Source organism: Bradyrhizobium sp. TM239 (assembly GCF_036247985.1).
In the GTDB taxonomy this organism is placed as follows: Bacteria; Pseudomonadota; Alphaproteobacteria; order Rhizobiales; family Xanthobacteraceae; genus Bradyrhizobium; species Bradyrhizobium ottawaense.
The window spans coordinates 207,767-230,425 of record NZ_BTIR01000017.1 but is presented as its reverse complement, the minus strand read 5'-3'; the positions used below and the strand labels follow the sequence as shown (position 1 = coordinate 230,425).

Annotated in this window: 14 protein-coding genes; 12 read left to right on the top strand and 2 right to left on the bottom strand. The window is 64.7% G+C overall.

Going from position 1 to position 22,659, the window contains the following annotated elements; all coding sequences use genetic code 11:
• Positions 1-105: 105 nt before the first annotated feature.
• The gene (locus AABA84_RS26585; protein WP_212245832.1) at positions 106-837 is read right to left on the bottom strand and encodes a transglutaminase-like cysteine peptidase; all 732 of its coding nucleotides are present in this window, start codon (positions 835-837) and stop codon (positions 106-108) included.
• Positions 838-1,495: 658 nt separating this feature from the next.
• Between AABA84_RS26585 and AABA84_RS26580 the strand changes: the two genes are divergently transcribed.
• Together AABA84_RS26580 and AABA84_RS26575 are read left to right on the top strand one after the other, a co-directional pair.
• On the top strand, positions 1,496-6,757 hold the full coding sequence (locus AABA84_RS26580) for a VCBS domain-containing protein (protein WP_338313652.1): 5,262 nt from the start codon (positions 1,496-1,498) through the stop codon (positions 6,755-6,757).
• Positions 6,758-6,831: 74 nt separating this feature from the next.
• Positions 6,832-9,063, top strand: a complete 2,232-nt coding sequence (locus AABA84_RS26575; RefSeq protein ID WP_338305739.1) for a CHASE2 domain-containing protein — start codon at positions 6,832-6,834, stop codon at positions 9,061-9,063.
• Positions 9,064-9,401: 338 nt separating this feature from the next.
• Here the strand turns inward: AABA84_RS26575 and AABA84_RS26570 are convergent, their stop codons facing one another.
• Entirely contained in the window at positions 9,402-10,997 is a 1,596-nt protein-coding gene (locus AABA84_RS26570; RefSeq protein WP_338313651.1) for an ABC transporter substrate-binding protein, read from the bottom strand.
• A gap of 199 nt (positions 10,998-11,196) precedes the next feature.
• Between AABA84_RS26570 and AABA84_RS26565 the strand changes: the two genes are divergently transcribed.
• From AABA84_RS26565 to AABA84_RS26520, 10 genes are all read left to right on the top strand, one after another.
• Positions 11,197-12,852, top strand: coding sequence for an ABC transporter substrate-binding protein (locus tag AABA84_RS26565; protein ID WP_212245824.1), 1,656 nt, complete (start codon positions 11,197-11,199; stop codon positions 12,850-12,852).
• A gap of 191 nt (positions 12,853-13,043) precedes the next feature.
• A complete protein-coding gene (locus AABA84_RS26560; RefSeq protein ID WP_212245821.1) occupies positions 13,044-13,997 on the top strand; it encodes an ABC transporter permease in 954 nt (317 codons plus the stop codon).
• Between the two features lie 162 nt (positions 13,998-14,159).
• A complete protein-coding gene (locus AABA84_RS26555; RefSeq protein WP_095426896.1) occupies positions 14,160-15,065 on the top strand; it encodes an ABC transporter permease in 906 nt (301 codons plus the stop codon).
• 2 nt (positions 15,066-15,067) lie between these two features.
• Entirely contained in the window at positions 15,068-16,129 is a 1,062-nt protein-coding gene (locus tag AABA84_RS26550) for an ABC transporter ATP-binding protein (protein WP_338313650.1), read from the top strand.
• Complete coding sequence (locus AABA84_RS26545; protein ID WP_038948830.1) at positions 16,126-16,323, top strand: hypothetical protein; 198 nt, start codon at positions 16,126-16,128, stop codon at positions 16,321-16,323. The genes AABA84_RS26550 and AABA84_RS26545 overlap by 4 nt, the downstream gene beginning before the upstream one ends.
• Positions 16,320-17,735 (top strand): amidase, encoded by a 1,416-nt coding sequence (locus tag AABA84_RS26540; RefSeq protein ID WP_338305734.1) that lies wholly within the window; start codon positions 16,320-16,322, stop codon positions 17,733-17,735. The genes AABA84_RS26545 and AABA84_RS26540 overlap by 4 nt, the downstream gene beginning before the upstream one ends.
• Complete coding sequence (locus AABA84_RS26535) at positions 17,732-18,709, top strand: ABC transporter ATP-binding protein (RefSeq protein ID WP_338313649.1); 978 nt, start codon at positions 17,732-17,734, stop codon at positions 18,707-18,709. Before AABA84_RS26540 ends, AABA84_RS26535 begins: the two co-directional genes overlap by 4 nt.
• A gap of 216 nt (positions 18,710-18,925) precedes the next feature.
• A complete protein-coding gene (locus AABA84_RS26530) occupies positions 18,926-19,195 on the top strand; it encodes a GlsB/YeaQ/YmgE family stress response membrane protein (protein ID WP_212245815.1) in 270 nt (89 codons plus the stop codon).
• 262 nt (positions 19,196-19,457) lie between these two features.
• On the top strand, positions 19,458-21,206 hold the full coding sequence (locus AABA84_RS26525) for a type I secretion system permease/ATPase (protein ID WP_212245813.1): 1,749 nt from the start codon (positions 19,458-19,460) through the stop codon (positions 21,204-21,206).
• Positions 21,203-22,537: an HlyD family type I secretion periplasmic adaptor subunit gene (locus AABA84_RS26520; protein ID WP_338313648.1), complete on the top strand. Its 1,335-nt coding sequence runs from the start codon at positions 21,203-21,205 to the stop codon at positions 22,535-22,537. The genes AABA84_RS26525 and AABA84_RS26520 overlap by 4 nt, the downstream gene beginning before the upstream one ends.
• Positions 22,538-22,659: the final 122 nt, after the last annotated feature.

The window sequence follows — 22,659 nt, the reverse complement described above, 5'->3', positions numbered from 1 at the left end:
GTGAACGGAGGTTCGTAGCCCGGATGGAGCGCAGCGCAATACGGGACCGGCTTTAGTGGTGGGAATCCCGGATTGCGCTGCGCTCCGTCCGGGCTACAAGATAGATCAACGTGCCTCGGCGGCCGCCATCGAGACCTGCATCGGTTCGTCGACATATTTCATCACGGCCGACTGATGGAGCGCGAACAGCGGCTGGTAGCTCCGCGCAGCGTCGTCCTCGACCATTGCCATGCGGCGGTTGTCGAGCATCAGCCAGTGGCCGTCGAGACGCGCTGCGACAACCGCGTGCTCCTCGCCGGCCCTGACGTCGCGCACCACGAGGATGCGGAGGTCCTCAGGCGCAACGCCCGCCAGCCGCAGCGCGGCCAGCTTGGCGATGGCATAGTCCTCGCAGTCGCCGGCGCCGCGCGCGAAGGTCGCTAGCGGCGAGCTCCAGACGTCGTCGATGCCGTCATTGGCGGCCCGAATGGCAAGGTTGATGGCGCGGTTGGTCTCGCCGAGCCGTGCGCGGCCGTCGCGGGCGCGGGCCTGGTCGACGATGGCGAGCAGCTTCAGGGCCGCGGGCGAAGCGCAATTGTCCCGGTCACCATCGCATAGCGCGAGCTGCACCATGTCGCCGTCGAGCTTGTCCTTCAGCGCGAGCCATTTCTGTTGCAGGCTGCCGGCGGAGATGGCGAAGGCGAACACGCCGAACGGCTCGGCGGATTTGCGCACGAGAAGACCTGCGCCCGGCGACAGCAGCGTGCCGGCGCGAAGCTCAGCGGCTGATCCGAGCAGGACCAATCCGCACAGGACAAGGATTGCGCGCCAGGCGCGCGAGCGAGCAGCGGTCTCCATCTGACATCCCCTTCCCAAGCTTCGCCAGATCCCCCTCGACCTGAACGTGCCGGGCTTTGTTGCTTTCGCGGAGATAGTGCGAGACGGGCCGTTTTGTTCTGCTTAACGCGCCCGGCTGGGGTTCCAAAACCGGGGAACAGCCTGAAATGGACCTGCCCAAATTGCGTAAAATTTTACGATTCGCCGGCTAGGAGGTGTTCGGCTGCCGCGAAATGGAGCCAATTGCAGACACAGGTTGTGGGGAGTGCCGAATCTGGGTCCTATAGCTAACGCCCCCCTATTTCATGGGGTTCTGTTAGTTAGGTCACAGATTTAACTCCGTATTTGCCGCAGGATGCCGCGGGACCTCGCGAAGGAAAGATGACGCAAGTATCTGTTCGGTCGCTATGCGGCAGATTACTTTGGATGACTGGAAATGCGTGGAAACAGGCCGAATTCGACTTCAGAATATTTGAAAGATTACTTTCGCTTCTCTGTAGCGGCGCCAAGCCGTGGGGCCTCCTGGGGCCAAGTGATGCGAAATCACACAAGCAATAGATGGTATCGCTAAGGACTTGCTAATGCTATGCAAGCTTAGGCGGTCGATACTTACTTAAATTTTAACCCTTTTTACGGTGCCCGGTTGAACTACGCTGGCCAATTTGACGCCGCGATTTCCTTGGACGGCCAGGGTTCCCGCTCGCCCGCCGGCGGCGCTCATGTCGATTCCTTTACGGCGAAGGCGCATGGCCACGTGCCCGAGGGCGCGTTCGTTGTTCCCGACCCCAACCTGATCTTCAACGCCGAGTTCAAGCGCGCGGGTCTTGATCTCGTGCTGTCCCACGAGGGGCACGAGTTCGTCGTTCACGATTATTTCAGGGGCGACAAGCGCGCCGCGCTCGCCTCGCCCGACGGCGCCCATCTCACCGGCGAAATCGTCAACGCGCTTACGGGCCATGTCCAGGTCGCTCAAGCCGCCCCCGGCGGCGCGGCCGCAGCCCAGGTCATCGGCCATGTCACCAAGCTCGTGGGCAGCGCGACCGCGATCCGCAACGGCGTCTCGGTCATCCTGAACAACGGCGACAACGTCGAGAAGGGTGACGTGGTCTCGACCGGCGCGGATTCCACGCTCGGCATCACCTTCATCGACGGCACCGTATTCGGCCTGTCCTCGAATGCGCGGATGGTGCTGAACGAGATGGTCTACGACCCCAACGGGTCGAGCAATTCCTCGCTGCTCAGCCTGGTTGCCGGCACCATCACCTTCGTCGCCGGCGAGACCGCCAAGCACGGCGACATGAAGATCGATACGCCGGTTGCCACCATGGGCATCCGCGGCACCGCCGTGCTGACCCAGATCAACTTCGTCGTTCCCGCCGGTGGCGGCGATCCGCAGCCGCAGGCGAGCTTCCAGGTGCTGGTCGAGCCGAACGGCACGACGGGCTCCTATATCCTGTTCGACAAGGTCACGCTGCTGCCGATCGCGACGGTCAACCAGGCCGGCCAGATGATCCAGATCAGCGGCGGCAACGTCTCGATCTCCAATGCGCTGATGTCGCCGGACGTGCAGAAGCTGATCACGGACGTGTTCACGCTGAAGTTCACCGACAACAACACCAACACCAAGCTGACCACGAACTTCACCGACACGCTCACGCCGATGGGTCTGGAGGTGGTGTTCAAGTCGGGGGGCGGCGCCGTCGCGACCGCGACATTCGTCAATCTCAATCCGCAGGGATCGGAGGCGCCCAGCACGTCCGCGCCGCCCATCGTGCGTATCCCCGGCCAGCCGATTGTGCAAAGCTTCGACGCCGGCGGCAACGTGAAGACGGCGTTCGCGCTGACCGAGCGTGCTGACGCGACCGGCGACACGCATTCCGATACGATTTCCGGCCTGATCAGATTCGTCGATCAGAACCTCGGCGACCGACCGACGGTGAGCGTCAGCCTCGCCGAAGCGCCGAACTACGTCTACAAGGACGCCGGCCAGCACGACGTCACCGGCTCGCTCTCGGCGCTCCAGAAGCAGGACATCGCGGCGACGCAGATCCAGATCAACGTCGCCCCCGACGCTGCCAACGAAAACAACGGCTCGGCGGTCTGGACTTACACGATCCCGGACAAAGTCTTCGACTTCCTCGCCGCCGGCGAAACGCTGACGCTGACCTACATGGTCCGCGTCGACACCAATTTCTCAGTCAGCCCAGAGTCGAAGCTCATCCCGATCACCATTACGGTCACGGGCACGAACGACAAGCCCACCGTCGCGACGTCAGGCGGAACTGTCATCGAGAAGGTCGGGACCGGCAACGAGACTCTGGATACGATCACAGGCACCGTCACCTTCACCGACGTCGACCTGACGGACCGGCCGATCGTGAATGCCGCGCTCTCGTCCACGCAGCCGTTCAAATATCTCGATGCCGAAGGCAACGATATCACGTCGACGCTGACGCCGCAGCAACTCGCGGCGATCGCCGCCGTCGAGGTGCCGCTGACCGTGGTACAGGGCGCAGGGAACGGCAACAACGGCTTGGCCACCTGGACCTACAGCGTTCCCGACCATCTGTTCGATTTCCTCGCCAAGGGCGAGAAACTGACGCTCAATTACGTGGTGCAGGTCGACGACGGACACGGCGGCGTCGTCAGCACCCCGATCACGGTGTCGATCAACGGTGCGGACGTCAATGTCGAGGGCACCAACGACGTGCCGACGATCGTCGAGGACGACACCATCCCGACCGGTGCGGTGACCGAGGACACGGCGGCCACGCTCGCCGCCAACGGGATCATCGCCTTCAACGACCCTGATCTCACGGATACGCACAGCGCGAGTTTTTCGCTGAAGTCGACGAGTTCGAGCGCGCATCTGCCCGGCTTCAGCGACGGCACGTCGCATATCGGCACGTTCAGCCTCGGCTCAGTGAATGAAAGCCCGGGCGCCAGCTCCCGCGGGTCAGTGGGCTGGACCTTCACGCTCGACGACAACGACCCGGTGCTCCAGTCGCTGGCTGAAGGGCAGACCATCACGCAGGTCTATACTGTCAGGATCGACGACCATCACGGTGGGACGGTCACCCGGGACGTCACAGTCGTCATCACCGGCAAGAACGACGCGCCGACAGTCACCAGCGGTGCCGCGGCGGCGACAGGTCATGTCGTCGAGGACGCGGACCTGACGCTGTCGATCGGCGGTACGCTGGCTATCCAGGATCTCGACCTGATCGATACCCATGCGGCGCAGGCGGTGTTCAAGTCGTCGTCCATCAGCTCGGCTCTGCCGGGCTTCGATGCCGACAGCACGCACATCGGTACGTTCACGATCGATCAGTCGGTGCTCGAGTACAACTCCGACACGAGCAATGGCGCGACGCTGGGTTGGCACTTCAGCCTCGACAACGGCAATGCAATGCTGCAGTCGCTGGCGCAGGGCCAGACCATCACGCAGGTCTATACCGTTACGTTCGACGATCATCATGGCGGTACCGTCAGCGAGGACGTCACCGTCACGATCACCGGCGTCAATGATGCACCGACGATCACGAGCGATGCCGCCGCAGCGACGGGCGCGGTGACCGAGGATGAGAGCGCCTCGCTCACAGCCGACGGCACCCTGGCGATCCAGGATTTGGACCTGACCGACACCCACACGGCGGCGTGGTCGTTCAAATCTTCGTCGGTCAGCTCGAACCTGCCGGGCTTCGGGACCGGCTCGCATATCGGCACCTTCACGATCGATGCGGTGTCCGAATCCAGCACTGACGGTAACAACGGTGCGACGTTGGGCTGGCACTTCACGCTCGACAACAACGATCCCGTGCTGCAGTCGCTCGCGGAAGGGCAGACGATCACCCAGGTCTACACCGTGACGTTCGACGACCAGCATGGCGGCAAGATCAGCCAGGACGTCACCGTCACCATCACCGGCACCAACGATGCGCCGACCGTCTCCTACGCCACGTCGGACGACATGCGCTTCGACGGCCACACCATCGCGGTCGGCGCCGCGCCGACGGTCGCCACTGATGACGTGACGCTGGACGGCCGGGTGAACTGGAACGGCGGCGCCGAGGCTGGTCACGGCCAGATCCTGTTCTACAACGGCAACACCTCGACGACGGGCTTTGGCCTGCTCGGCACGGTCAATGCCAACGGCACGATGGAGCTGCAGATCCTCGCGGGCGGCGTCCAGATCGCCGATACCGGCGTGGCAATCGCCGCGTCACAGTGGCACAACATCGCGCTGACCCGCGAGAACGGCACCTTCTCGCTCTATCTCGACGGCCATCTCGAATATTCGCAGGCATGGTCGGTCAACCCGATCGACGGCAGCCCGTCCAATCCGTCGCACTCTTACATGATGATCGGCGGCGCGAGCGAGCCGGGTGCGGCGGGCTTTGGCTCGGAAGGCTTCTTCGGCTCGATCGCCGACGTCAGCGTCTGGACCGACGCGCTGACCCAGGTTCAGATCCAGTCGATCGATTTCACCGCGCTCAGCGGCCACGAGACGGATCTGGCCGCGTACTATCAGCTGGGCGGCGGCAGCGGCAACACGGTCGCCAATTCGGTCAACCCCGCCCAAAGCCTCGACATCGACCTTGCCGACCTCAAGGAAACCAATGAGGGGCTGGACACTCACGGCGTGCTGACGGTTTCCGACGTCGATGCGACCGATCACGTTACGGTGTCGGTCAGCCAGGTGCGGGCCTATCTCAACGGCGTGCTGCAAACGGACAGCGTCGGCGGGCTGTCGAATGCCGACCTTCTGGCGGATCTCACTGTCCCCTCGGGCGACATCCTCGACGGCACCGCGACTCATACGCAGTTCACCTGGAACTTCAATTCGCACGGGCAGGCGTTCGATTTCCTCGGCGCCGGCCAAACGCTGTCGCTGCAATACACGATCGTTCCGGCCGATGGTGTCGGCGCGGGCACCGGTGCAGTCGTCACCGTCAACATCGCCGGCAGCAACGACGCGCCGACGCTCGCAGATATCCACATCGGTCCGCTCTCGGACACGCCTGCTGCCGACACTTTCTGCGATCTGACCGGGACGTTGGCGGGCAGCGATGTCGACACCGGCGAGACGGCGACGCTGACCTATGCCGTCATCAATGCGGATCACCACGCGGCGACGACAGCTGGCGGACTCTACGGGACGCTGACGGTCAATCCCGATGGCAGCTACAGCTACGTTCCGAACGCCGCCGCGATCAACGCGCTGGCCGACGGCTCCTACGCGGATATCTTCACGGTCCAGACTACGGATGTGCACGGTGCAACCGGAACGGCCACGCTCACGGTCGAGGTGACGGGCGCGAACGAGGAGAACGTCGCTCCGGTGATCGACGTCGATCAGATCAGCGTTACGCAAGAAGGTGTCCAGGTCTTCGTTCACGGCATCACGGTCACTGACGCCGACGCTGCGACCGATGAGATCTTCACGCTCAGTGCGGTGGCGGATTCCGGCACTTATGTGGACCCTCTGCCGACGTCCGATACCTTGGCGAGCGTCAATTCGGCACTCCAGGGATTGGCCTACACCGAGCCGAGCCAGAGCGCGCCTGCGACGGACAAGGTCGTGATCACCGTGGCCGACAGCCATGGTGCGGCCGATACGGTGAACCTGATCTTCAACCTGACCGAACAGGGCCCGGTGACTCTCGCCAGCACGGAGGGCAAGGATGTGCTGTTCGGGACCGGCTATCAGGACCAGTTCGTGTTCACGGCCCATTCGAATCACGACATCATTCTGGATTTCACGCACAATCAGGACCACATCGACCTGTCGACCGTCGTGACAACCTCCAGCGTTTCCGACTGGATGGCTCAGCACGTGGCCGCGTCGGGGACGGACACGCTGATCACGCTCGATGCGGCGAATACCATCCTGGTGAAGGGCGCCAGCCTCCAGACGAGCGACTTCATCGTTCATTCCTGACGCTTGGGCGCGTCGATCGTCGGCATCTGCGATCGGCGCTGCCATTGATCGTCAATGCGTGATATTCCACCAGCATGAAACGTCTCAAGATCCTGCGGCGGTGGTTTGCACGGAAGCTGGGCTTTGCGCGGCTGATGTGCCTTGCGCTGCTGGTCATATTCGCCGGCGCGCGCCTGTGGGATCCGCTGCCGATCCAGGAATTGCGGCTGCGCACCTTCGACATGTTCCAGCTGATCGACCCGCGCCACAAGGCATCGCGGCCGGTCGTCATCGTCGACATCGACGACAAGAGCCTCGCCAGGCTCGGACAATGGCCGTGGCCGCGCACGCGCATCGCCGACCTGATCCAGAACCTCACCAATAGCGGCGCGGTGGCGATCGGCTTCGACGTGGTGTTCTCGGAGCCCGACCGGCTCAACCCGGATCTGGTCGCGAGCCAGATGCGTTATCTGGACGACGCCACCCGCGCCAAGCTGCGCGAGCTGCCGAGCAACGACCAGGTCCTCGCCGACGCGATCAAGCGCTCGCGCGTCGTGCTGGGCGAGACCGGGCTTCCGGAGGTCTTGTCCGAACTCGACAAATCACTTCCGTTCACGGGCGTGGCCACGCTCGGGGAGGAGGGCGCCGAGCGCTTCCTGTTCGAATTCCCCGGCCTGCTCCGCAACGTGCCGATCATCGAGAAGATCGCGGCCGGTCGCGGGCTGTTCTCGATCCGGACCGAGCGTGACGGATTGATCCGCCGCGTGCCGATGATCATGCGCGCCCAGGGCAACATCATGCCTTCGCTCAGCCTCGAGATCCTGCGCGTCGTCACGGGAACGCCGACCTTGCTGGTCCGCACGGACAAGGCTGGTATCAGGTCGATCCGCCTCAAGGGCGTGGAAGTTCCGACCGACAAGAACGGTCAGCTCTGGGTGCACTATGCCCGCCGCGATCCTTCGATCTACGTTTCCGCGGTCGACGTGCTCGACAACAGTCTGCCGCCCTCCAGGATCGCGGGCAAGCTGGTGCTGGTTGGCACCTCCGCGGGCGGATTGAACGACATCAAGACCACGCCGGTCTCGCGGGCCATGCCGGGGGTCGAGATCCACGCCCAGGTGCTGGAGAGCGTGCTGAGCGGCGCGGTGATTTCGCAGCCGAACTATGCGCTCGGCGTCGAGTTGCTGGCTGCGCTCGTCATCGGCCTGCTCGTGATCATCTTCACGCCGAACCTCGGGCCGGTGCGCCTGGTGCTCGCGGGTGCGACCTTCGCGGCCATCCTGGTCGGCGTGTCCTGGTTCTTCTACGCGCAGTACCGCTACCTGATCGATTTCACCTATCCGCTGCTCTCGACCACGGCGGTCTATCTGACGCTGATCTTCGCGAGCTTCGTGCGCGAGCAGCGCCAGCGCGTGCAGATCCGCGGGCAGTTCGCGCAATACATGTCGCCGGTTCTGGTCGAGCAGCTGGCGCAGTCGCCGGAAAAGCTGGTGCTCGGCGGCGAAGAGCGCGAGATGACGATCATGTTCTCGGACGTGCGCGGCTTCACCACGATCTCGGAGAGCTACAAGCACGACCCGCAAGGCCTGATTGCGTTGATGAACCGCTTCCTGACGCCGCTCACCGACGTGATCATCGAGCGGAAGGGCTACATCGACAAATACATGGGCGACGCCATCATGGCGTTCTGGAATGCGCCGCTCGACGATGCCGAGCACCAGCTCAACGCCTGCGAGGCCGCGATCCAGATGCTGGAGCAGATCGACGCGGTCAACAAGGAGCGCGAGCAGGAAGCCGCCGACGGCGGTCATGTCTACATTCCGCTCAATGTCGGCATCGGCCTCAACACCGGCATCGGCGTGGTCGGCAACATGGGCTCGGACCTGAAGAAGAATTATTCGGTGCTCGGCGACAGCGTGAATTTGGCTTCGCGCCTGGAAGGCCAGTCGAAGGAATACGGCTTCCCGATCATCGTGGGATCCAGGACCGCGCTTGCCGCCAAGGACAAGTTCGCGATCCTCGAGCTCGACTTCATCATGGTCAAGGGCAAGACCGAGCCGGAAGTGATCTACGCCATCGCCGGGCGCGAGGACGTGATGCAGTCGGGCGCTTTCCAGCGCCTGCGCAACATCACCATCGAGATGCTCGGCTGCTACCGCAGCCGCGACTGGCAGGGCGCACTCGATGCGATCGAACGCGGCCGCCGCAGCGAAGACGCCGACACGCTGGAAAAGCTGTTCAGGCTCTATGAGGCGAGGATCAGGGATTTCCAGCTCAACCCGCCGCCGGAGGGTTGGAGCGGGGCGTATGCGCTGCTGACGAAGTAGTGGGGAGGCGTTGTTTGCGTTGCCAGCGCCTCAAACTCGCTGTCGTCTCCGCGAATGCGGGGACCCATAACCCCAGGGAGTGGTTGCCGCGCGAGATTGGCAACCACGAGTCTTCGTCAAACGACTCCCTGTGGTTATGGATCCCGGGTCTGCGCTGGCGCTTGCCCGGGACGCCAGTGGTGGTTGATACGGCAGCTTGGCTCAAACGCCAGCGACGTCCATCAACTCTCGTAGGCTAGGCAAAGGCGCGTTAGCGCCGTGCCCACGATCTTACTCCGCAATGCCGAGGTGGTGGGCACGCTTCGCTTTGCCCACCCTACGACACCGCTGTCGCCGCCTCACTCCATCCCGATCGTCGTCAAATCCTGAAACCAGTGCTGCGCCTGCACGAACTGCTTGATCTTCGGCGACAGCGCGTGCGGGTTGGTGTCGTGGACGACCCAGACCAGCGTGGCATCGTCCACGATCAGCGCGTGTGCCTGTGCCAGCAGCTCGTCCTGTTTGGCGCTATCGAACGTCTGCTTGGCCTCGTCGATCAGCGCATCCACCTTCGGGTTCTTGTAGCCGCCCCAGTTGACGCCGACCGGCGCGATCTGGCCCGAATGAAAGAAGCGCACGATGGCGTAGAGCGGGTCCGAGGTGACATAGGCGATGTTGTTGGCGGTGATGCCGGCGTTGATCTCGTCGGCCGCGCCCTTGCGCCAATGCGTATACAATGTCTCGAGCTCGACCACCTTGAAGTCGATGTCGATGCCGATCTCTTTAAAGCTCTGCTGCAGGAATTCGTTCATCGGCAGCGACAGCATCTGGCCGGTGCCGCCCTGTGCGATGATGAAAGTGGCCTTCAACGGCTTCGCCTTGGAGTAGCCGGCCTCCTCCACCAGCTTCTTCGCTGCGGCCGGATCATATTTCAGCTCGAAGCCGGGCTTGCCGAACCACGGGCTGGACGGATCGACTTGGCCTTTGGCGGGTTTGGCCAGCCCGTTCATCAAGCCGACCACGGCGTCGCGATCAATCGCGAGGTTCAGCGCCTTGCGCAAGCGGACGTCGGTCCAGGGCGAGCCCGGCAGCACGCTCAGATGATAATTCCAGACATGCGGTGTGACGTTGTCGACGAGCTTCATGCCGGCGGCTTTCAGCTGCGGCACGGCATCCGGCGCCGGCGTCTCGATCAGGTCGACTTGCCCTGCCAGCAGCGCATTGGTGCGGGTCAGCGCTTCCGGCATCGGCACCAGCACGATCTTGTCGGCCTTCGGAATGCGCTTCTTGTTCCAGTAGTCCGGATTCTTGCTGAGTTCTGCAAGCTCGCGCGGCACCAACTTCGTCAGCTTGAACGGGCCGGTGCCGGAGGGCTGGCTCGCGAATTTGTCCCAATCCTTGCCGAGCTTCTCGTATTGCGTGGGGCTGGAGACCAGGAACCACAGCATCTGATAGGGAAAGAACGAGTCGACCGTCTTGGTGGTGATCTCCACGGTGAACTCGTCGATCTTGGCGTAGCTGGCGACCGAAGGCAGGCGGGTCTTCACCTGCGCGCTCTGCCGCTTGTCGAACTGCGGCGCCTTGTCGTTGAGCACCTTGTCGAGATTCCAGATCACCGCGTCGGCGTTGAACTCGCTGCCGTCGTGAAACTTCACCCCTTTACGAAGCGCGAAGCGCCATTTGGTCTTGTCGGCGTCATCCACCTTCCACTCGGTCGCGAGCCCCGGCACCAGCTTGCCGGGCCGGTCGGCGACGTCCATTTCCCAGGCCACCAGGGGATCGTAGATCGTGTAGGCCGTGAACTGATAGGCGCCGGCGCCGCGATCGGGCTGACCGGTGGTGAGCGGAATGTCCGCCATCGAGATGCCGTAGCGCACCACGGTTTCGGCGCGCGCCGGGATTGCGGACAACGCCAGTGCAAGCACGGCGAGACAAATCGATAGACGAAAACGCATGGCCCAGAGCTCCCAGGGGATTTCGAGACCGAACTTGCAATCTTGATGCCAGAATAGGCAGCGCGGCGCGTGGACCCGCCTGCGACCTACAAGGACTTGTCGTCGCAGGGCCAAATCGCAGAATAAGTTTCTCTTTGGCATAGCCATTGCATACGATTGCATCAAAAATAGTCATCGAAGCCGGAAAAGGATTGAGGCGATGCTTACTAAGAAGAACACGCGCGCGGCATTGATCGCAGTGCTCGCTCTAGCGACGGCGGCTGCATGGCCGCGTCAGGTCAGCGCCGACACCGTGCTGCGCATCGGCATGACCGCTGCCGATATTCCGCGCACATTGGGCCAGCCCGATCAGGGCTTTGAAGGCAACCGCTTCACCGGCCTCACCATGTATGACGCGCTCACCGGCTGGGACCTGTCCTCGGCCGAGAAGGCGAGCGTCGTCATTCCCGGCCTTGCCACCGAGTGGAAGGTCGACGATGCCGACAAGACCAAGTGGGTGTTCAAGCTGCGCCCCGGCGTCACCTTCCATGATGGCTCCCCGTTCAACGCGGATGCGGTGGTGTGGAACGTCGAGAAGGTGCTGAAGCAGGATGCGCCGCAGTTCGACGCCAGCCAGGTCGGCGTCACGGCCTCGCGCATGCCGACGCTGGCCTCCGCGAGGAAGATCGACGACATGACGGTCGAGCTCACGACCAAGGAGCCCGACAGCTTCCTGCCGATCAATCTCACTAACCTCTTCATGGCGAGCCCGGCGAAGTGGCAGCACTTCTACGACAAGGCGGAAGGCGCCGACGCCAAGGCCAAGTCGCAGGCCGCCTGGACTGCGTTCGCCAAGGATGCCGCGGGCACTGGCCCGTGGAAGATGGCGAGCTTCACGCCGCGCGAGCGGCTCGAGCTCGTCAAGAACGCGAGCTATTGGGACAAGGCGCGCGTGCCCAAGGTTGACAAGATGGTGCTGTTGCCGATGCCGGAAGCCAACGCGCGCACCGCGGCGCTGCTCTCCGGGCAGGTCGATTGGGTCGAGGCGCCGGCGCCGGACGCACTGCCCGAGCTGAAGCAGCGTGGCTTCAAGCTCTACGCCAACGAGCAGCCGCATGTCTGGCCCTGGCAGTTCTCGCGCGTCGAGGGTTCGCCCTGGAACGACATCCGCGTGCGCAAGGCCGCGAACCTCTGCGTCGATCGCGAGGGCCTCAAGGACGGCCTGCTCGCGGGCCTGATGGTGCCGGCGACCGGCACTTTCGAGCCCGGCCACCCCTGGCGCGGCAAGCCGAGCTTCGAGATCAAGTACGACAAGGCAGCTGCGCAAAAGCTGATGCAGGAAGCCGGCTTCGGTCCCAACAAGAAGCTGACGGTCAAGACCCAGACCTCCGCCTCGGGTTCGGGCCAGATGCAGCCCTTGCCGATGAACGAGTATCTCCAGCAGGCCCTTGCCGAATGCTATTTCGATGTGCAGCTCGACGTCATCGAATGGAATACGTTGTTCACCAACTGGCGCCGCGGCGCCAAGGATCCGTCGGCGAACGGTTCGCATGCGACCAACGTGACCTATGCGGCGATGGATCCGTTCTTCGCGCTGGTGCGCTTCCTGCAATCGGGCATGGCGCCGCCGGTCTCGAACAATTGGGGTTTCATCAACAATCCCAAGTTCGACGAGCTGGTGAAGAAAGCGCGCCAGACCTTCGATCCCGCCGCGCGTGACGCCGCACTCGCCGAGCTGCACGCGGCCTCGGTTGACGATGCCGCCTTCCTCTATGTCGCCCACGACGTCGGCCCCCGCGCGATGAGCCCGAAGGTGACCGGCGTGGTGCAGCCGAAGAGCTGGTTCATCGACTTCTCGCTGGTGTCGATGAAGTAGTGAGGAGAGCACGCTGGTAGGGCTCCCCTCCCCCTTGCGGGGAGGGGTTGGGGAAGGGGGTCCACACGGGCGGTCCCTGCGTGGCTACCCCTCTCCCTAACCCTCCCCCGCAAGGGGGGGAAACCCTCGCATCGTGCGTCCCTTACTGAAGCCCGCGCACCCAATCGTGCGCTCCCAAGTCAGGTAATTCAGTGCTCGCCTATATCGCCAGACGCATCGTCTACGTCGTCCCGATCGTCATCAGCGTCGCGCTGGTGTGTTTCCTGCTCGTGCACATCACGCCGGGCGATCCGCTGGTCGCGGTGCTGCCGGCCGACGCTTCGCAGGAGCTCGCCGCGCAGCTCCGTACCGCCTACGGTTTTGATCGCCCGCTACCGGTGCAGTTCGGCTTGTGGCTGATGCGCGCGTTGCACGGCGATCTCGGCAATTCCATCGCGACGGGGCGCCCCGTGCTCGCCGAGGTCATGCGCGCCGTCAGCAACACCGTCACGCTGGCGATCGCCGCCGCGATCATCGGCTTCACCATGGGCATCCTGCTCGGCCTGATCGCCGGCTATTTCCGCGAGACCTGGATCGACAAGCTCGCGACGTCCTTTGCCATCGCGGGCGTGTCGGTGCCGCATTACTGGCTCGGCATGGTGCTCGTCATCATCTTCTCGGTGCAGCTGAACTGGCTGCCCGCGGTCGGCGCCGGGCCCGGCGGCTCCGCCACCTGGGCCTGGGACTGGGCGCACCTGCAATACCTCGTGCTGCCCGCGATCACGACATCGGTGATTCCGATGGGCATCGTCACCCGCACGGTGCGTGCGCTGACCGGCGACATCCTCAGCCAGGATTTTGTCGAGGCATTGCGCGCAAAAGGCCTGCATGAGCGCGGCGTGTTCCGCCACGTCGTCAAGAACGCCGCGCCCACTGCGCTCGCGGTGATGGGGCTTCAACTCGGTTATATGCTCGGCGGCTCGATCCTGATCGAGACCGTATTCTCCTGGCCGGGCTCGGGCTTCCTGCTCAACTCGGCGATCTTCCAGCGCGACTTGCCGCTGCTGCAGGGCACGATCCTGATCCTGGCGCTGTTCTTCGTGTTCCTCAATCTCATGGTCGACATCGCGCAAGCCGCAATCGACCCGCGCATCAAGCGGGGCTAACGGGATGAGGTGCCACACACTCAGTGTCGTCCCGGCGAAGGCCGGGACCCATAACTCCGGTAAGCGGTTGTGGGACGAGACGGCCACTACGAGTCTTCGCCAAATTACATTTCGTGGCTATGGGTCCCGGCTTTCGCCGGGACGACGATGGAAACTGCGGCGATGAGCGAGCTTCCGTTGTCCGCCGCCACTGCCGATGCCGCGCTGCAGGCCGCACCCGCCACCAAGGCGCGCGGCTATTGGGCGACCGTCGGCCGCCGCATCCGGCGCGACAAGGTCAGCATGGCCTGCGCGCTGGTGCTGCTGCTGATCTTCCTGTCCGCGATCCTTGCGCCGTGGCTCGGCCTTGAGGATCCCTACAAGGGCTCCATGATCCGCCGCCTGCGCCACATCGGCACCGTTGGCTACCCGCTCGGCACCGACGAGCTCGGCCGCGACATGCTGGCGCGGCTGATCTATGGCGGGCGGCTGTCGCTGGTCATCGGCATTCTGCCCGTGATCCTCGCCTTCTGCATCGGGACTTCGCTTGGCCTCGTCGCCGGCTATGTCGGCGGCAAGCTCAACACCGCGATCATGCGCACGATCGACGTATTCTACGCCTTTCCCTCCGTGCTGCTGGCGATCGCGATCTCCGGCGCGCTGGGCGCCGGCATCCTCAACTCCATCGTGTCGTTGACGGTCGTGTTCGTGCCGCAGATCACCCGCGTCGCCGAAAGCGTCACCACCGGCGTGCGCAACATGGACTTCGTTGAGGCCGCGCGCGCCTCCGGCGCGGGGCCCTTCACCATCATGCGCGTGCACATCCTCGGCAATGTACTCGGCGCGATCTTCGTCTATGCGACGAGCCTGATTTCGGTCTCGATGATCCTGGCTGCCGGTCTCTCCTTCCTCGGCCTCGGCACCAAGCCGCCGGAGCCGGAATGGGGGCTGATGCTCAACACCTTGCGCACCGCGATCTACGTCAATCCCTGGGTCGCCGCGTTGCCGGGCGCGATGATCTTCGCGGTCTCGATCTGCTTCAACCTGCTTTCGGACGGCCTGCGCAGCGCCATGGACATCAGGAACTAGCCATGAGCGAGAGCAACACATCCGTCGAAATGCTCGAGCCGGTCGAGGACGTCGGCGGCGTCGAGCAGCCGTTGCTTCAGGTCAACGGCCTCACCAAACATTTCCCTGTTCGCGGCGGGCTGTTTGCCGCGAAGCGCACCGTGCGCGCCGTCGACAACGTCTCCTTCGCCGTCGCCAAGGGCGAGACCGTCGGCATCGTCGGCGAGTCCGGCTGCGGCAAGTCCACCACCGCGCGCCTGCTGATGCACCTGATGCCGCGCGATACCGGCGACATCATCTATGACGGCATGACGGTCGGCCAGGCGCTGTCGCTGCGCGAGCTACGCCGCGGCATGCAGATGGTGTTCCAGGACTCCTATGCCTCGCTCAATCCGCGCCTGACGATCGAGGAATCGATCGCCTTCGGCCCGAAGGTGCACGGCATGGCCGATGGCGCGGCGCGCACCCTGGCGCGCGAGCTGCTCGGCAAGGTCGGCTTACGCCCCGAAAACTTCGCCAACCGCTATCCGCACGAGATCTCGGGCGGCCAGCGCCAGCGCGTCAACATCGCGCGCGCGCTGGCTCTGTCTCCGCGGCTGGTGATTTTGGATGAAGCCGTCTCCGCGCTCGACAAATCCGTCGAGGCGCAGGTGCTCAACCTGCTCGCCGACCTCAAGCGCGAGTTCGGGCTGACCTATCTCTTCATCAGCCATGACCTCAACGTCGTCCGTTACATCTCGGACCGCGTGCTGGTGATGTATCTCGGCGAGGTCGTCGAGCTCGGCCCGGTCGACCAGGTCTGGGATAACCCTGCGCATCCCTATACGCGCGCACTCCTGGCGGCGATGCCGTCGTCCGACCCCGACAGGCGTACCGAGCAGCCGCCGATCACAGGCGATCCGCCCAATCCGATCGATCCGCCCCCGGGCTGCCGCTTCCACACCCGTTGCCCGTTTGCGGAGCCGCTCTGCGCAAATGCGACACCAAAGCTCACTGCGCTGGATAATATGGGCCACGAGGCCGCGTGCTACATGGCGATACCGGGTTCAGGCCACAGCCGCGCGCCCAGGGAGAAGACCGCATGACGAGACCGACACCGAAAGAGATCAAGCCGATCGCGCTAGTTGCCGGCGTCCCCGTCGATGACGAGATCGCGACGCGCATCTCCAATTCCATCGGACCTGCCTTCGAAGGCTTCGCGGCCATCGCCGGCACGCTGCCGTTCGACCTCGAGCCCGCGCTCTATCCGACCGTGCAGACGCAGAAGGTGTCGAAATGAGCACTGAGCCTGCCTTGATGACGCTCACCGAGATCGCGCGCGCGATCGCGATGAAGCAGGTGTCCTCGCATGAGGTGACGCGCGCGCTGCTGCACCGCATCGCGCAGTGGCAGCCGCATCTCAACGCCTTCATGTCGGTCGAGGCGGAGGCTGCACTGAAGGCGGCCGAGGTCGCTGATGCCGAGCTGGCCAAGGGCAATGTCCGTGGTCCGCTGCACGGCGTGCCGCTCGCGCACAAGGACATGTATTACGACGCAGGCCACGTCGCGACCTGCGGTTCGCTGATCCGTCGCGATTTCGTGCCGACCGTGACCTCCACGGCGTTGCAGCGGCTCAAGGACGCCGGCCAGATCAGGCTCGGCACGCTGCATCTGGCCGAATTCGCCTATGGCCCGACCGGGCACAACGCCCATTACGGCCCGGTGCGCAATCCCTGGAACATCGCCCACATCACCGGCGGCTCCTCGTCGGGCTCCGGCTCGGCGGTCGCGGCGCGGCTGACCTATGGGGCGCTGGGCTCGGACACCGGCGGCTCCATCCGGATGCCCGCGCATTTCTGCGGCGTCACGGGCCTCAAGACCACCTGGAGCCGGGTCAGCCGCGCCGGTGCAATGCCGCTGTCGCAGTCGCTCGACACCGTCGGCCCGCTTGCCCGCACTGCCGAAGATTGCGCGCTGCTGCTGGCGCTGATGGCTGGGGCGGACCCTGCGGATTCGACCTGCAGCCACGAGCCGCTGTCGGACTATGTCGGCGCCACCAAGGGCTCGCTGAAGGGCCTGAAGATCGGCGTGCCCGCATCTTTCTACGTTGACGATCTCGACAGCGAGGTCGCGCGCGTGCTGGACGAGACCATCGCCGTGCTCAAGCGCGAGGGCGCCGACATCGTCACGGTCGAGCTGCCGGACCAGCGGCAATTGTCCTCGGCGAGCCAGCTCGTGCTCGCCGCCGAAGCTGCCGCCTTCCACAAGCGCTGGATGATCGAGCGTCCGCAGGACTATGGCCCGCAGGTCTTGATGCGGCTGCAGAACGGTCTCGCCGTTCCCGCCATCACCTATCTCGAGGCGATGCGCTGGCGCGGCCCGGCGCTAGCCGCGCACAACGCGGCGACATCGGGCGTCGATGCCGTGATCGCGCCGGCCTCGCCGGTGCCGGCGCCGACGATCGAGGAGAGCGATGTCGGCGGCGGGCCGAACGCGCCGGCCATGGTGCAGCGGCTGACGCTGTTCACCCGCCCGGTGAACTTCCTCGGCCTGCCGTCGCTCACCGTGCCCTCGGGCTTCACGAAAAGCGGCCTGCCGGTCGGCATGCAGCTGATCGGCCGCTCCTTCGACGAGGCAACCCTGCTCACCATCGGCGCCGCGTTCCAGCGCGTCACCGATTATCACGATCGACTGCCGAAACTGCCGTCATGACAAAGCTCGTCGAGATTTCAGGCCTCAACATCCGCTTCACTGGGGAGCGCACGGTCTATGCCGTGAACGATCTCAGTCTTTCGCTGGGCAACAGTGAGGTGCTGGGCCTGCTCGGCGAGTCCGGTTCGGGCAAGAGCGTGACCCTGCGCGCGCTGATGCGGCTGCTGCCGAAGAAGCGCACGCAGATTTCGGGCACCGTCAACGTCATGGGCCGCGACGTGCTCGCCATGAACGACGAGGAGCTGTCGTCCTTCCGCGGCCAGACCGTGTCGATGATCTTCCAGGAGCCGGCATTGGCGCTGGATCCGGTCTATAGCATCGGCGCGCAGATCGCCGAGAGCGTCGTGCGGCATGAAGGCAAGAGCTACGCAGAGGGCAGGGCACGCGCACTCGAAATGCTCGAGGTCGTGCGCATTCCCTCCGCAAAACGCCGGCTCGACGCCTATCCGCACGAGATGTCCGGCGGCATGCGCCAGCGCGCCATGATCGCGCTGGCGCTGGCCTGCCGGCCAAAAATCCTGCTGGCGGACGAGCCGACCACCGCGCTCGATGCCACCGTGCAGATCCAGATCCTGCTGCTGCTGCGCGAGCTGCAGCGCGAGTTCGGCATGTCCGTCATCTTCGTCACCCATGACATCGGCGTCGCCATCGAGATCTGCGACCGTGTCGCGGTGATGTATGCCGGCCAGATCGTGGAGCAGGGCACGCTTCGCGACATCGTCCGCAGCCCGGTGCATCCCTACGCCAAGGGCCTGCTCGCCTCGACTATTCACGGCGCCAAGCGTGGCGCCCGCCTCGAAACCATCCCCGGCACACCGCCCTCGCTGGCCGAAAGACCCCACAATTGCTCCTTCGCCCCGCGCTGCGCCGTGGCGCAGCTGCGTTGCCTGGAGCAATTGCCTGCCAATGTGACGGTCGGGCCGGGCCGGGCGGCGCGATGTGTGCTGGCGGAGCAGACCGCGGCGCTGTCATAATATTCGAACGGCGCTGCCGCTCGCTCCTTCCTTTGAAATTCCTCCACGGCAACACCGAGTTGTCACAGTTCACCGGGGACTGCAGGCCAAAGCCGTTCTACTTTGCATGGGGTTGTTTTCGACTTTTTGTCGGAGCCGGCTGAAGCGACTAGCATTCAGACCCCATTCATCCCGGTTCCCGTTCCATGCGGCCGTTCATGGAGAGGGACCAGACTTATGCACATTTCCAACGAAGGCCTGCTCGTCATCCTGTTCGTCGGCCTGGTGGCCGGCTGGCTCGCCGGCAAGGTGGTGCGCGGAACGGGGTTCGGGATCATCGGCGACATCGTGGTCGGCATCGCCGGCGCGCTGGTGGCGAGCTTCCTGTTTCCGAAGCTCGGCATTCGCATCGGCACCGGGCTGGTGTCCGAGATCGTCTATTCCGCCATCGGCGCGGTCATCCTGCTGCTGGTGGTGCGGCTGGTGCGGGGTGGCGGCCGGTTCTAGCAGCCGCCCGGTTCGATCGACCGGAACTAGCCGCCTCTCCAGGACCGGGGAGGGGCGGCGGGCCACTGCACCAAAAAGCCGCAAAGACTGTGAAATACCGGACTTGCGTGCGGGGCCATCAGGGGTAGATGTGACCCATCAGGGTTTTGGATGAGCCCGGCTGCGTTGGACGCAGGGCGAACATGATGTTAATCCGGGGCGAGTACCCTGAATTGCCCGTGAAATCAGGGGCCTTGGCCCCCACCTGAAAGAGATCAGACTGATGGCAGCCGGTCCTGGCGTCCGCCGTTCAGAGCTCGGTGACGCCTTGCGCGCTTGTCGCACGGCGTTCGTCGGCGTCGGCTTCATGAGCTGCATGATCAACCTGCTCTATCTGACCGGGTCGATCTTCATGCTGGAGGTCTACGACCGGGTGCTGCCGAGCCGCAGCGTCCCGACCCTGGTCGGCCTGATCATCCTTGCCAGCTTCCTCTACATGGCGCAGGGCGTGCTCGACATGATCCGCAACCGGATCCTGGGGCGGATCGGCACCGCGCTCGATGAAGCCCTCAACAAGCGCGTGTTCGACACCATCGTGCGCCTGCCGCTCCTGGTCGGCAGCCGCAACGAAGGCCTCCAGCCGCTGCGTGATCTCGACAACGTCCGCTCCTTCCTCGGCGGCATGGGCCCGAGCGCGTTCTTCGACCTGCCCTGGCTGCCGCTCTATCTCGCCATCTGTTTCGCCTTCCACGTCATGATCGGCGTCACCGCGCTGGTCGGTGCCATCATCCTGGTCGGGCTGACGCTGGTCACCGAGTTCATGTCCCGCCAGCCGGCGCGCGAGGCGATGGGACTTGCCGCCCAGCGCAACGATCTCGCCCAGGCCAGCCGCCGCAACGCCGAAGTCATGGTGGCGATGGGCATGGCCGGCCGGATGAACCAGCGCTGGAGCGAGACCAACGAAAAATATCTTGTCGGCAATCAGCGTGCGAGCGACGTCGCCGGCGGCCTCGGTGCGATCGCAAAGGTGCTGCGCATGATGCTGCAATCGGCCGTGCTCGCGGTCGGCGCCTATCTCGTCATCCACCAGGAGGCGACCGCCGGCATCATCATCGCCGGCTCGATCCTCTCTGCCCGCGCGCTCGCGCCGGTCGATCTCGCCATTGCGCACTGGAAATCCTTCGTCGCGGCACGCCAGAGCTGGCACCGCCTCACGCGCCTCCTGGAGCAGATGCCCGCGCAGGCGATGCCGACCCAGTTGCAGGCGCCCACGAGCCGGCTCTCGGTCGAAGGCGTCGCCATGGTGCCCCCGGGCGACCAGCGCCTCATCGTGCAGGACATCACCTTCGCGCTCGCCGCGGGCAACGGCCTCGGCGTGATCGGCCCGAGCGGTTCCGGCAAGTCGTCGCTGATCCGCGCGCTGGTCGGGGTCTGGCAGCCGGTGCGCGGCAAGGTGCGTCTCGACGGCGCGGCGCTCGACCAATGGTCGTCCGACATGCTTGGCCGGCACATCGGCTATCTGCCGCAGGACGTCGAATTGTTCGGCGGCACCATTGCCCAGAACATCAGCCGGTTCGATCCCGAGGCGACCTCCGAAGGCATCATCGCGGCTGCGAAAGAAGCCGGCGTGCACGAGATGATCATCAAGATGCGCGAGGGCTACAACACCCAGGTCGGCGAGCAGGGCACAGCGCTTTCCGCAGGCCAGGCGCAGCGTGTGGCGCTGGCGCGCGCACTCTATGGCAACCCCTTCCTGATCGTGCTCGACGAACCAAATTCCAATCTCGACACCGAAGGCGACGAGGCGCTGACCCGCGCCATCCGCTCCGCCCGCGAGCGCGGCGCGATCGTCGTCGTGGTGGCGCACCGCCCGATCGGCGTCGAGGCGGTCGACCAGGTCCTGGTGCTGCGCGACGGCCGCATGCAGGCGTTCGGCCCCAAGGAGCAGGTGCTCGCCCAGGTTCTGCAGCCGCGCGTGACGCCGCCGGCCCCGATCAAGATCGTCAGCGAAGGCGGAGTGGCCAAGCCATGAGCACGATGGCCATTGGCGGGGCGAAGCCTGCCGCGAAGAAGACCGTGCGCGAATCCATCAAGTTCCACCTGATCCTCGGCCTCGTGATCGTGCTGGTCCTGGTCGTCGGTCTCGGCGGCTGGGCCTCGACCGTGCTGATCTCGGGCGCGCTGATCGCGCCGGGCCAGATCGTGGTCGAATCCAACGTCAAGAAGGTGCAGCATCCGACCGGCGGCGTGGTCGGCGAGGTGCGCGCCCGCGACGGCGACCTGGTCAAGGCCGGCGACATCGTGGTGCGGCTCGACGACACCGTCACCAAGGCCAACCTCGCCATCGTGACAAAGAATCTCGACGCCGCGCAGGCGCGTGCGGCGCGCTTGCAGGCCGAGCAGCGCGGGGTCGACAGGCTCGAATTTCCGCAAGCCCTGCTCGAGCGCGCCAGCGATCCCGACGTCAAGCTGCTGCTCTCCGCCGAAACCAAGCTGTTCGACGTCCGCGTCAACGGCCGGACCGGACAGAAGGCCCAGCTTCGCGAGCGCATCACGCAGCTCAACGAGGAGATCTCGGGCCTCAGCGCTCAGGAGAAGGCCAAGGATCAGGAGATCGCGCTGGTGCAGAACGAGCTCACCGGCGTGCGCGAGCTCTACGACAAGCGTCTGGTGCAGATCTCGCGGCTGACCCAGCTCGAACGCGACTCGGCCCGTCTCAACGGCGAACGCGCGCAATACATCGCTTCGCGCGCCCAGGCCAAGGGCAAGATCACCGAGACCGAGCTCCAGATCATCCAGGTCGACAAGGACGTGGTGAGCGAGGTCTCCAAGGATCTGCGCGAGACCAACGACAAGATCGGCGAGCTGATCGAGCGCAAGGTCGCCGCCGAAGACCAGCTTCGCCGCATCGACATCCGCGCGCCGCAGGACGGCATGGTGCTGCAATCCACGGTGCACACGGTCGGCGGCGTCATCACCGCCGGCGACGCGCTCATGCTGATCGTGCCACAGGCCGACGATCTCCAGGTCGAGGCCAAGGTCAATCCGGTCGACATCGACAAGCTGCAGATCGGCCAGAAGACGCTGCTGCGCCTCTCCGCCTTCAATCAGCGCACCACGCCGGAGCTCAACGGCCTCGTCAGCCGCGTCTCGCCCGACGTCACCACCGACCAGCGCACCGGCCAGAGCTACTACACCATCCGCGTCTCGATGCCGGCCGCAGAGATCGCCCGTCTCGGCGACGTCAAGATGATCCCCGGCATGCCCGTGGAAGCCTTCGTCCAGACCGGCGACCGCACCATGCTGTCCTATCTGATGAAGCCGCTGCACGACCAGCTGATGCGGGCGTTCCGGGAGAAGTGACGGCGAAAGCGTCGGTCCGGATCTCGTAGGGTGGGCAAAGGCGCGACGCGCCGTGCCCACCATCTTTCACACGACGAGCATATTGGTGGGCACGCTCCGCTTTGCCCACCCTACGGCACTGG